The organism is Jiangella sp. DSM 45060, from assembly GCF_900105175.1.
In the GTDB taxonomy this organism is placed as follows: domain Bacteria; phylum Actinomycetota; class Actinomycetes; order Jiangellales; family Jiangellaceae; genus Jiangella.
The window spans coordinates 4594102-4606131 of record NZ_LT629771.1; the positions used below are offsets into that span (position 1 = coordinate 4594102).

The 12030-nt window shown below is 70.3% G+C and carries 10 protein-coding genes; 4 read left to right on the forward strand and 6 right to left on the reverse strand.

Translation table 11 applies throughout. From position 1 onward, the window contains the following. Positions 1-3: 3 nt before the first annotated feature. Genes BLU82_RS20470 through BLU82_RS34295 form a run of 3 tightly spaced genes read right to left on the reverse strand, consistent with a single transcriptional unit; the run spans position 4 to position 1862 of the window. Positions 4-1038, reverse strand: a complete 1035-nt coding sequence (locus BLU82_RS20470; protein WP_092622935.1) for an SRPBCC family protein — start codon at positions 1036-1038, stop codon at positions 4-6. Between the two features lie 5 nt (positions 1039-1043). Then, positions 1044-1637 (reverse strand): hypothetical protein, encoded by a 594-nt coding sequence (locus BLU82_RS20475; protein WP_092622936.1) that lies wholly within the window; start codon positions 1635-1637, stop codon positions 1044-1046. Positions 1638-1688: 51 nt separating this feature from the next. Further along, the gene (locus BLU82_RS34295; RefSeq protein WP_157741154.1) at positions 1689-1862 is read right to left on the reverse strand and encodes a hypothetical protein; all 174 of its coding nucleotides are present in this window, start codon (positions 1860-1862) and stop codon (positions 1689-1691) included. Between the two features lie 226 nt (positions 1863-2088). Here BLU82_RS34295 and BLU82_RS20480 point away from each other — a divergent pair, with 226 nt between their 5' ends. Then, a complete protein-coding gene (locus tag BLU82_RS20480) occupies positions 2089-2313 on the forward strand; it encodes a hypothetical protein (protein WP_092622937.1) in 225 nt (74 codons plus the stop codon). A 399-nt stretch (positions 2314-2712) separates the two neighbouring features. Here the strand turns inward: BLU82_RS20480 and BLU82_RS20485 are convergent, their stop codons facing one another. Further along, positions 2713-5358 carry a LuxR C-terminal-related transcriptional regulator gene (locus tag BLU82_RS20485; RefSeq protein ID WP_172885659.1) on the reverse strand — a complete coding sequence of 882 codons (2646 nt, stop codon included), beginning with the start codon at positions 5356-5358 and terminating at the stop codon, positions 2713-2715. 190 nt (positions 5359-5548) lie between these two features. Continuing rightward, positions 5549-8098: a LuxR C-terminal-related transcriptional regulator gene (locus BLU82_RS20490; RefSeq protein WP_092622939.1), complete on the reverse strand. Its 2550-nt coding sequence runs from the start codon at positions 8096-8098 to the stop codon at positions 5549-5551. A gap of 218 nt (positions 8099-8316) precedes the next feature. Here BLU82_RS20490 and BLU82_RS20495 point away from each other — a divergent pair, with 218 nt between their 5' ends. Continuing rightward, on the forward strand, positions 8317-8517 hold the full coding sequence (locus BLU82_RS20495; protein WP_092622940.1) for a hypothetical protein: 201 nt from the start codon (positions 8317-8319) through the stop codon (positions 8515-8517). A gap of 51 nt (positions 8518-8568) precedes the next feature. Here the strand turns inward: BLU82_RS20495 and BLU82_RS20500 are convergent, their stop codons facing one another. Next, a complete protein-coding gene (locus tag BLU82_RS20500; RefSeq protein WP_092622941.1) occupies positions 8569-9531 on the reverse strand; it encodes a TIGR03557 family F420-dependent LLM class oxidoreductase in 963 nt (320 codons plus the stop codon). A 398-nt stretch (positions 9532-9929) separates the two neighbouring features. Between BLU82_RS20500 and BLU82_RS20510 the strand changes: the two genes are divergently transcribed. Then, the gene (locus BLU82_RS20510) at positions 9930-10559 is read left to right on the forward strand and encodes a methyltransferase (protein WP_197682354.1); all 630 of its coding nucleotides are present in this window, start codon (positions 9930-9932) and stop codon (positions 10557-10559) included. Next, complete coding sequence (locus tag BLU82_RS20515) at positions 10556-11953, forward strand: ferric reductase-like transmembrane domain-containing protein (RefSeq protein ID WP_197682355.1); 1398 nt, start codon at positions 10556-10558, stop codon at positions 11951-11953. Before BLU82_RS20510 ends, BLU82_RS20515 begins: the two co-directional genes overlap by 4 nt. The last annotated feature ends 77 nt before the right edge of the window (positions 11954-12030 follow it).

Here is a 12030-nt window from a genome sequence, read left to right on the forward strand (position 1 = left end):
TGATCACCTCTCGGTCTCCTCGTCCTCTTCCAGCTCCTCGTCCTCTTCCGGCTCCTCGTCCTCCTCCGGCTCCTCCTCGAGCTCCTCCTCGTCGCCGAGCTCCTCCTCGTCGCCGAGCTCCTCCTCGTCGCCGAGGTCCTCCTCGTCCTCCGCGTACTCGTCGTCGTAGGCCTCGTCCTCCTCGGCCTCGCGCTCGCGCGCCTCCTCGTCGGTCTCCTCGACCTCGCCCTCGTGGATCTCGCCGCGCCAGCCCTCGACCTGGTCGGGGTCGCGCAGGAGGTGCACCATGACGTGGCGGCGGAAGTGCTTGAGCTCCAGCCGGGCCCGGCGGCCAGGCGCCCGCCAGAGGTTGCCGGTGCGCTCGACCAGCCCCTGGGGGTAGTACTCGAGCACGACGACCACCCTGGTCAGCCGCGGCGCCAGTTCGTGGAACGTCACGGCGCCGTCGACGTGGCCCTTCTCCCCCGCCGAGCGCCAGACGATCAACTCGTCCGGCACCTGCTCGAGGATGGTCGCCGACCACGTGCGGTGCGACCAGAACACCTGCGCCTTGAAATCCAGCTTCTCGTCGGACTTCTGCTCGACGCTCTCGACCTTCTTCATGAAGCCGGCGAAGTCCTGGAACTGCGTCCACTGGTCGTAGACGACGCGGACCGGGGCGCCGATGTCGATCTCCTCGACGATGTTCGTCGAGCGGGTCGCCTTGTCACCCTTGGTGCCCCCGTTCGAGCCGCCGCGGGAGAAGGCGCCCGCGACCTTGTCCTTGACGCCGCCGACGGCACCCTTGACCGCGCCGGTCAGCCCGTCCTTCGCGGCACCCGCGACAGCGGCGCCGCCGATCGGGCCGCCGCCGGCGATGTCGTCGAGTTTGTCGGTGGCCTTGCCGATACGCTCACCGGCGGACTTCATCGCCCACTCGCCGAGCGACGTGAGCCCGTTCTTCGCCTCGTCCTTGAGCCGGTCCAGCGGCAACTCGTCGAGCACGCCGCGCAGGCTCTGCTCCGGGCGGGCATCGGTCTCGGTGTCGGTGCGTGCCATGCGGGTCACCTCCCCGAGCCGGCGCGCGAACGGCCGGACGACGCGGTCTTCTTCGCCGCCCGCTTACGGGCCGGCTTCTCCTTGCGCGACGACTCCTTGCGCGACGACGCCGAGCGCTTGGCCGGCGCCTTCTTGGCGGCGCGCTTGCGCGGCCGCTTCTCCTCGGCGGGCTCTTCCTCGGCCGCTTCCTCTTCGGCGGGCTCTTCCTTGGCCGGCTCCTCCTCGACGTCCTCGACGTCCTCGGCCTCGTCGGAGTCGCGGCCGCCGCTGATCGGGGTCCGCTCGGTGACCGCGCCGGTCAGCCGATCGGATCGGTCTCGGATGGAGTCGCTGAGCTGGTCGATGCGCTGACCCACCACGCCGACGGCGGCGCCGCGGGCGGCGGTGTACAGCGTCGTGCGGACCTGGTCGGTGAGCTGCGCCAGCTCGGGGCGGCTCTCGACGAGCTCGCCGGCCTGGCGCAGCATGCCGCGTGGATCGGTGGCCAGTCGCTTGCCGGCCAGCATGCTGCCGACCGCGATCGCCAGCTTCAGCCGCTTCCTGCGGCCGAGAATGTAGCCAGTGGCCGCCGCTAAGGCGACCCGGGTAGCCGTGTTCATCGCACCCTCCTTCGGGTGTGGGTTCGTGTCTTCGCCGGCGTTCGCCGCCAGTCAGGCGGCCAGCCGCAGCAGCCGCTGGAGCATCGGGATGCTCGGGTACAGGTCCTCCTCGACCCGCTCCATCAGCAGCTCCGCGTATTCGGCGATGTCGTCGTCCGTGAGCAGCGCCTCGATGTGGTCGAGCATCGTCGGCGAGGGGTACTGGTCCGCCCCGACCTTGCGCATCAGCGCAGCGAGAACCGCCTTCCGGACCGCTTCCTGATTCCGCGTCGGCATATGCCCTCCAGAGCCGATCGAATGTCTCGACGCTGGGCGATTACCACCCCACGACTGCGGCAAACGGGTCGATACGGACCTTCCGGGCGGACATCTCAGCGGCGCATGCGATGGGCGGCGACGGGGTACCCGGGCGGGCAACGCGCATCGACCGGATCGACCACGGGAGGTCGCCATGCCCAGCAAGTCGGCGAACGTCAAGAACGAGAAGCAGTACGAAGCCCTGAAGGACAAGGGCATGTCGAAGGAGCGGGCGGCACGCATCGCCAACTCCCCCGGCGCGTCGAAGCGCGGCGGGAAACAGAGCGGCTCCGGCGGCGACAGCTCGCAGGGCGGCACCACCGCGCAGAAGAAGAAGGCGGGCCGCAAGGGCGGGAAGGCGGCCGCCCGCAAGAGCTAGCCACGCGAGCCCACCCGGTTGCCCTGGACCACGTCCGGGTCACCGGCCCGCCGCCGGGCGGCACGACCCGCGGGTAGCCCAGGCGGTCGCGCCTATCGGCCACCTCGGACGTGCGCCGACAACTTGTCCGCGGCACGCGCGAAATGGCGCTCGTCCGGCCGGAGCGGCGTACGGCGAGCGGGCGACGAGGGCGCCGGCCGGCACGATGTATGACCTCACGGACTCCTGGACGACCGTCAGATCGTCGACAGGAAGGACTTCTGCTCGGGGGCTCATGGCACGCCACTTTCCTCTCGACACCTACTCCTTGAGTGTCTTCCCCGAGCTCAGCGCATGTCCGAGCGCGATAGGCGGCCTCTATCGTGCGCCGGCCGTGCCCCTCCGCTCGGCGGCGAGTGGTCAGAGCAGTCCGCGAGAGCGTGCCACCCGGATGGCGGCGAACCGCCCCGTGACCCCGAGCTTGCGGTACACGGCGCTGAGATGTGTCTTGGTCGTGTTGATGCTGACTCCGCGCGCTTCCGCGATCTCCCGCACGGAGAGCGGAGAGGGCAGATCCCGCAGCAACTCGAGTTCGCGGGGACTGAGCGTCCGGCTGGGCGACGAGGCGTCGACGGCTCGGCAGGTCCTCTGTGGCAGCTGGTCGCGCAGGTCGGCGGCGAACGAGTCCGCATGTCCGAAACGCCCCTGGTGCTCGACCAGGAGCGGCCCGACATCGCCCCAGGCTTCGATGAACGGCCGGCGGAAGTTCCGTGGCGCTGCCCAGTCGAGAGCCCGTCGCAGGGCTTCGAACGACAGCGCGTCGTTGCCTTGTGCGGCGTCGATGACGGCCGTCAGCACGTTGGCCACGACCACCGTTGTCGCCACGTGCACGGCGACCTCGCCGCGGACGACCGGTGCGAGAGCATGGTGCGCCTCACTGATGCGGCCCCGCGCGTATGACAACTGTGCCCGCATCGTGAGCGACTCCGCGCTGTCGGGGAGGTGCCGGGTCGCCCTCTCGACGGCGTCGACCGCCCACGCGGGCTCGCCCACCGCCAGGGCGAGCCGGATCTCCTGGGGTGTCGCATAGCCCATCAGTGCCGGCGACACCTCGTCGATGTGCCGTCCCTGCCAGATGGCCCGGAAGTCCGCCACCGCGCGGTGGCGTGCGGGACCGGTCGTGGCCTCGAAGGTGGCGAGGGCGTACATGCTGCGCACGCCGACCTCGACCTCGACGTTGCCCCGGCCGTCGAGGCAGTGCATGGCCTTGTCCGCGTAGTCGGCCTGAGCGCGGTCGTCGCCGGTCTGGAACGCCGTCCATGCGGCGAGTAGGTAGGCGTAGGCGAGCCGGGGCGAGTCCGCCCAGCCGCGCGACGTCGCGAACTCGATCGCCTGCCGCGTCCAGGACATCGTCGCCGGGAAGTCGCATGCGGCCCCGTTGATGCCGGACAACTGCGACAGCGCGGAGAGAACGAAGGGGTCGTACCGCCCGGCTCGTGCCAGCGCCAGCGCCTTTTCGAGATCGGCGATCGCACCGGCGTAGTCGCCGCCGCGCATCCGAGCGGGAGCACGGTGGACCAACATGATCAGGTCGACGTCGGCGTCGCCGGTGCGCTCCCGGTCGGTGAGTCCCGTCTCGCGCAGCGCGCCGGCGACATCGCCGCCCAGCAGCGCGCGTTGCACGACGGCTGAACCCTGCATGGCCGCCAGCAGGGGATCGCTGGGTGTCGTCTGCTTGTCCAGCACAGTGAACCATCGGTCGACGGCCGGAAGCTCTGCCAGGTCGAGCGCGGCGAGAACGGCGACGGTGGCGACGGCGGTGTCGTTGCGAACGGCCGGCGCGGCTCGCGCGAGCGCGTCACGCACGACTGGCGCGTGGCCGGACAGGATGAGCCGGAGCCCATGCGCACGGACCAGGTCGGTCAGGTAGCGGTCGTCGCCGGCCCGCACCGCGTGTTCGAGGGCGACCAGCGGCTGGTCCTGTGCGACGAACCACCGGGCGGTCGCGGCGTGCTGCGCGCGTGGAGCGTCGACGTCCTCTCGGGCCAGTGTCGCCATCAGGTAGCCGCGCATGAGGCTGTGGTAGCGATACCAGGACGTGTCGCCGGATTGAACGACCAGTGCGTTCGCCCTGCAGAGCTGGTCGAGCAGTCTGCCGGCATCGACCCGTCCGGACAGCTCGGCGGCCAGTTCGACGGACAGCTGCTCCGGAGCGCACGTCCTGAGCAGGAAGTCGTACTGATCCGCCGGCAGGTGCTGCACGATCTCCGCGAACAGGTAGTCGCCGACAGCGCCCTGGTTCCCTTCGAAGTCCGAGATGAAGGCGCCCGTGTCCGGCGCCGCGGCCAGCGAGACCGCCGCGAGCCGCAGACCTGCGGCCCAGCCCTCCGTACGCGCGACCAGACGGGTGATGTCCGCCTCGCCCAGCGGCCTGCCGAGCCCGGCGAACATCGCCGCCGCCTCGGGCTCGGTGAAGGCGAGGTCGGCCGAACCGACCTCATGGAGCGCCCCGTCGAGTCGCAGGCGATGCACGCTCAGGCCCGGTACGGATCGGCAGACCAGGACCATGCCGACATCGGGCGGGAGTTCGGCCAGGAACAGGTCCAGGCCTGCGGTGACGTCGGCATTCCGGATGCGCTGGAGATCGTCGAGCACAAGCCATCGCACCGGACGCACAGCGTGGAGCGCGTCGCTCAGCGCGGAGATGAACTGCGGCTCGACGCCTTGGCGCGGTGGGCTCAGGCCGTCCAGCCGACGCCGCGCCGCTCCGGACGAGGCCTCGATCAGGGCGTCGATCACCGCGGACCACAGCTCGTACGGGCGATCGTCACCGTCCTCGATGGACAGCCACGCCACGGGTTGGCCGCCTTCCTGGGCAGAGCGTGCCCAGTCGGCGACGAGCATGGTCTTGCCGGAACCGGCCGGGGCACACACCAACGACACCGGATGCGCGCCGAGACCGGTCTCGATCAAGCGTGACCGCTGGACCAGACCCTCGGGAACGCGCGGCACACGCAGGCGGGTGGGCGTCACGAAGGCTCGCGCACCCGCCTGCTCGTACGCCATGCGATCCCGCCCCTCCCGGTCGGTTCGCGTCGGGGCAGCGGAGCCGTGCGACCCAGGACGAACCTCATGACCTGCGGACATCCCGAGCCTAGCGTGATCGCTCAGCCGATGTGGCGAAGTACGGGCCCTGGTGATCGCCGCGGCCGGCCACCGCACGAAGGAACGCCGCGGGCCACGGCGCGGGCGCCGGTCACACCAGGCCGATCTCCCGGGCCAGGTAGACGGCTTCGCGTCGCGAGCCGACGCCGAGTTTCCGGTACACGGATTTCAAGTGCGACTTCACCGTGTTGATGCTCACGACGTGGGCGTCGGCGATCTCGCGCAGCGACAACATCGACGGGAGGTCGCGCAACATCTCGAGCTCCTTGTCGGTCAGCACGAAGCCCGTCCCGCCCTTGTCCTGCTGCTGGGCGTCGGCGCAGGCCAGGACGTCGGATGCGAACGACTCGTAGTGGCCGAAGCGCCCGCGGTTGCGGACGAGGAGTTGACGAATCGAGGGCGCGGCGTCGAGCACGCCGCGCATGAGGTGGCTCGACTCCGCCTGCCGCAGCAGGTTGAGCAGTGCGTCGAGTGTGCGGGCCGGTTCGCCGGCGGCATCGGCCAGATGCGCCGTGAGCGCCCAGGCGACCGCACTCGTCCATGGCGCCAGGCATTCGTCGGCGACGACCAGATCGAGTTCCTGCCGGGCTACGCCCTCGTGTCCCTGGTAGACGCGCTTCATCGCCTTGAACACCTGCACGTCCGGTGTGTCCGGGATGACCTCCTCGGCCCGGCGGATGATCGCGCCGGCCAGATCCAGCTCATGCGAACGGAGGCTGACCATCAGCTGGAAGCAGGCATCGGCGGCGACACCTGGCGACGGAAGCAGCGGCCACAGCTCGCTGGACGCCTGAAGGTGTCCGACGACGGTGAGATCCAGCCCCGCGCCGGGCGTCGTGGCGGTCAGGTCGTGGAGGCAGCGAGCGGCAGCGGCGCTGAGCGGATCGGTGTCCGCGTCGGCGACGTCGAGCGCCGACCGTGCGCACTCCGCGGCGACGGAATCGTGGCCGCTCTGCCATTCGGCGAACGCCAGCTGGGCGTGGAACTGCGCCAGGCGGGGATGCCGTCCCCAGCCACGCCGGTGGGCCAGCTCGATCGCCTCGGTTGCTCGTGCGCGGGCGGTAGCGAGATCGGACCTGAACGCGCTGACGGCGCACTGCGCACCGAGTGTCTGGAGCATCAGGAAGTCCAGCCCTCTGTTCCGGCTGATCTGTGCGATCGCGCAGGCCGCGTCGTCGGCCGAGGCCAGGTCACCGGTCATCGCCAGTGCCATGCTGGCCAGCGACCGCCCGAGGAGCGCGACGTCCGGGTCCTCACCTGCCACCAGGTCCAGCGCCGCGAGCGCCTCGTCCACCTCGTCGCGGCTGATCGCGCGGTTCCTGGCCGCCGCCAGCGCGATGATCGCGCGGAGCGCGAGGCGCCGTGCCGCGTCGTCGCCGGAAGCGTCCAGCAGGGCGAGGTCGAGTTCAGCGGCCGACAGTTGCTGATCGATCGCGGCGATCAGCGCCGCCACGCCCGTCACCGAAGGACGGGCCTGCAGCCAGGCCGGTAGCGAGCGCACGATGTCGCTCATCGCCTGGGGGCCGTCGGACATGACGATGCGCGAGCACGACCGCGTGATGGCCGACTCGACGCGTGGCCAGTCCGTCGCCGCTGCGGCGTGCTGGACGGCGTTGCGAACGTCGCCGGCCCGTTCGAACCAGTCGATCGCGACGGTGAGCCGGCGCCGGTGCCGGGACTCGTCGCGCCGGCGCGACTCGGCCCGGAGATAGCTGCGCAGGAGTGGATGGAGTTCATACCAGTCCGGTTCGTCGCGAACGGTGCCGACCAGTGCGTTGTTCTCGACCAGCTGCTCCAGCAGCAGACCGGCGTCCGGCCGTCCGGTCAGCAGGCGGGCGAGGTCGAGGTTGACGCGCGCGGCGACCGACACGTCGAGCAGGACGTCGATGCTGTCGGAGGGCAGCCTGGACAACACCTCCGCGACGAGGTAGTCGCTCACGGTTCGGTCCGTACCGGCGAAGTTCCGGACGAACGCGGGTCGATCATCGTGATGGGCCATGGCCAGCGCGGCCAGGCGCAGGCCCGCCGCCCATCCGCCGGTTCGTCGCAGCAGCGCGTCGAGGTCGTCGTCGGACAGCGTGACGTTCTCGACCGCCAGCAGTGCCTCAGCCTCGTCCCGATCGAAGACCAGGTCGGCGAGCCGGTACTCCTTCGCCGCGCCCTCCAGCAATCGCGTCGACAGCAGCCCGTGCGGCGTGTAGCGGGCGCCTACGGCGACGCGCAGCGACGGCTGGGCCGCGGCGAGCAGACGCTCGAGCTGCTCGCGGGTCTGCGCCTGCGACAACTCCTGGGCGTCGTCGACCAGCACCCAGATCGACTCCGGCCAGGGGCGCGGCGAAGCCAGCCGCTCGGGCACGGTGTCGTTCGCCGGCAGATGCACCACGTCGCTCAGGACCGTCGCGATCGCGCGGCTGCTCGCCGGCGGCGCGCCTGCCCGGATCGCGGCCAGCAGACCGGGCCAGAGGTCGCCCGTCGTGCCTGCGGGCAAGGCGAGCACGACGTCGCCCGAGGTGCGCCGCCGGCTGAGCCATTGCTCGAGCGTCGTGGTCTTACCGGCGCCGGGCGGCGCCGACAGGGCGATGATGTTCGCTCCCCCATCGACGTCGGCCGCGATGCGATCGAGCAGACGGCGTCGTTCCACTCGAGCGGTTGTCGTGTCTGCGGATGTCACGCTCGGTCACCTCCCACCAGGAATGACCTGTGCTCTGCCCGCATACAACCGTCCAGCGTGGGGCCGCCACCAGGAACTCGACCGATTCCGGCGCATTTCCAGAGCTCTTTCACCCGCCAGGGGTGAGGGAGAGCCACCGAACCTGGAGCACGGTGACGACACCGGCACTCGCTGCGGGGAGGTGGGCCGTGCGGTACGAGTTCCTGGTGGCCGGCACCGTCTCGGAGACCGTCGAGGCCGCGTTCCCCGAGCTGACCGTGGTCAGGGCCCGGGCCGGCGGCACCTCGCTGTACGGCCCGGTCGAGGACGACGCACGCGTCCGCGAGCTCCTGACGCGGTTCGAGGACCTCGGCATCACGGTCGTCGAGATGCGCCAGCTGCCCGACTGATCGTGAGCCACGTCTGAGGTGCCGGGGTCGATCGCCAGAACCTCACGCCCGTCAGCGGCCGGCCCTCAGCGCCGGAAGGATCTCCGCGCCGTAGAAGTCGAAGAAGGCGTCCTGGCCGGGCCCGATCTGATTGACGAACACGTCCTGGTATCCGGCGTCGACGTACTCGCTGATCGCCGAGATGTGGCGGTCGGCGTCGGGTCCGCAGGCGTGCGAAGCGGCGATCTGGTCGGGGGTCACCATGCTCGACGCCTGCATGATGTGCTCCGGTGTCCGCAGCACCTGGGCCAGCTCTCCTGGCAGTTCCTCGTTGGGCCAGAAGTGGTGTGCCGTCCGTGCCGCCTCGTCCGCGTCGGTTCCGTAGCACACCTTCACGCCACCCTGGGCCGGCTTGCCCGCTCCCCCGGCCGCCTCGAACGTGCTGATCAGCTCGGCGTCGGGCATGGTGCAGATCAGCCCGTCCCCGATGCGTCCGGCCAGGTCGGCGGCGCCCGGCGCGAAGGCCGAGACGTAGACCGGTGGCGGCGTCTCCGGCCGCGTGTACAGCCGGGCGTGTTCCACCCGGTAGTGCTCGCCCCTGCGGGTGACCACCTCGCCCTCCCACAGCGCGCGCATGACCTCGACGGCCTCCTCGAGCATGGCCAGTCGCGTCGCGGCGAGTGGCCACGATGCGCCGGTGACCTGCTCGTTCAGAGCTTCACCGGTGCCGACGCCGAGGACGAACCTCCCCTCCAGCAGCAGCGAGGCGGTGGCGGCCGCCTGCGCGATGATCACCGGATGGATGCGCGTGGTCGGGCAGGTGACCGCGGTGGTGATCGGAAGATCCGTCTCGCGCGACAGCGCACCGATCACTGACCAGACGAACGAACTCTGCCCTTGCCGATCCGTCCAGGGGTGGAAGTGATCGGAGATCCACAGCGCCTCGAAGCCCGCCTCCTGCGCCCGGGTCGCCTGCCGGATCAGCTCTGACGGCCCCCAGTCCTCGCTGGCCAGGAAGTAACCGAATCTCGTCATGTGCGGGCTGCCGTCAGTCGTCGGGTCACGTCGGGCACAGTGTGGGTGGTCATGTCCCCTCCTCGAGACGCACGGCTCACGAGCGGCCGGTACCCGACGCCGGCCACAGCATCCGTCCGCACGAGCACACCTTCACGCTGCGCACCAGCGACGGCGACGAGTTCGTCTTCGACAGCTTCGAGTGCGCCATCCACCGCTGTGCACCGACCTGCGCTCATTGCGGCTGCAGAGTCATCGGCCACGGCATCCAAGCCGGCGAGCGGGTGTACTGCTGCGCCAACTGCGCACAGGAGAGCGGCGTCGGCTCTGTCAGCGACAACGCCGAGCACGCACAGCTCTGACCCGGCAACCTCACCGCCCGGCCGAGTCGACGCCGGCCCGCTGGGTATCGGTGTGACGTGGACGGAGTGCGCGTCGAGCACATGGCCTTCGGATCGCTGTCGATCACCTTCGACGCGACGGTGTTGCGGCCGCGGCCGTGGACGGTCCACCAGGCCCGGTGGGCGGCCGACCTCATGCGCGACGCGCCACCCGGTCCGGTGCTGGAGTTGTGCGCCGGCGCCGGTCAGATCGGGCTCCTGGCCGTGGCCGGCAGCGACCGCCACCTGGTGCAGGTCGATGCCGACCCCGTGGCCTGCCGCTACGCCGGTGTCAACGCCGAACGGTCGGTTCACACGCGGCGCGGCGGCGTCGAGGTGCGCCGAGCCCGCGTCGACGACGCGTTGCGGCCCGGCGAGCGGTTCGCGCTGATCATCGCCGACCCTCCATGGGTGCCCACGGTCGCCGTCGGCCGGTATCCGGACGATCCGGTGCACGCCATCGACGGCGGCGCCGACGGTCTCGAGGTGATGCGACGCTGCCTGACGGCGATCGGCCGGCACCTCGCGCCGGGCGGATCGGCCGTCGTGCAACTGGGGACGCTTCAGCAAGCCGTGACGGCCGGGGAGGACGCGCAGCCGCTGCGGCTGCTCGCGCTGCGGTCGTACCGGCCACGCGGCGTGCTCGCGCTACTGCGACGATGTCGATGAACCCCGAGGAACGCCTCGGCTCGGTGGTGATCTCGCCTGCCACTTCGGATCTTCTGCGCGACAATGTAGCGATGCGGCGCCACTTTCAGTTGAGCGGCGTGTTCTGGGTGGCCGGATACCTGGTCTTCGTTCTGGCGCCGCTGTTTGCGCTGCTCACCGGGGCCGTGGGTCCGGCTCGAGATTTCTGGACCGAGTTCTCTGCCGCGATCGGCTATGCCGGGCTGGCCATGATGGGCCTGCAGTTCGGTCTCACCGCCCGGTTCCGGTGGGTGACCGAGCCGTGGGGCGAGGACGTGCTGTATCACCTGCACCGGCAGCTCTCCTTGGTCGCCGTCGCCCTGGTCATCGCCCATCCGGTCATCCTGTTCATCGTCCGGCCGGAACTGATCGAGCTACTGAACGTCGTCGATGCGCCCTGGCGCGCACGTTTCGCCGCGCTGTCCGTGGTGTCGCTGCTGGTGCTGCTTCTGACCTCACTGTGGCGGGCACGTCTGCGGATCCGCTACGAGACATGGCATCACCTGCATGTCGTCCTTGCGGTCACCGCCGTGGTCACCGGTCTGTTGCACATGGTGGGCTGGGGTTTCTACCTGACCGATCCGTGGAAGCGGGCGCTCTGGATCGCCCTGACGGCGCTCTGGATCGGTCTGCTGGTCCATGTGCGCGTCGTCAGACCGCTGTTCATGCTCCGCAAGCCGTACACGATCACCGAGGTGCGTCCCGAACGCGGCGACACGACGACGCTCGTGATGCGGCCCGCCGGGCACGACGGCTTCCGCTTCGAGCCCGGCCAGTTCGGCTGGCTCACGGTCTGGGGCCATCCGTTCGGCATCACCGGTCACCCGTTCTCCTTCTCCAGCAGCGCCGAGGCGCGCGACGGATCGGTCGAGATGTCGATCCGCGGACTGGGCGACTTCTCACGCACCGTCAGGGACATCCCCGCCGGGAAGCGGGTCTACCTGGACGGCCCCTATGGTGCGTTCACGATCGGCAACCCGGCGGACATGCACGTGCTCATCGCCGGTGGCGTCGGCATCACGCCGATGATGAGCATGATCCGTACACTGGCCGACCGACACGACGACTGGCCCGTCGTCCTGCTCTACGGGGCCACCGACCAGGAGTCGATCACGTTCCGTGAGCAGCTCGAGGAACTCGCCGGACGGCTGGCCCTGACCACCGTCTACGTGCTCACCGACCCGCCGTCGGACTGGACCGGCGAACAGGGCTTCATCACCCCGGACGTCCTGCGGCGGCACGTCCCGCCGCCGTACGACGAGCACGAGTACTTCATCTGCGGGCCACCGCCGATGATGGACGCGATGGAGGCAGCGCTCGCCCACCTGGGCGTACCGATGTCGAAGTACCACTCCGAGCGCTACAGCTTCGCCTGAGGGAGTCCCAGTGCGCCGCATACTCGCCGACCGGCTCGCCATGGCGACGGCCGTCGTCATCGTGCTGATGTCTGTGG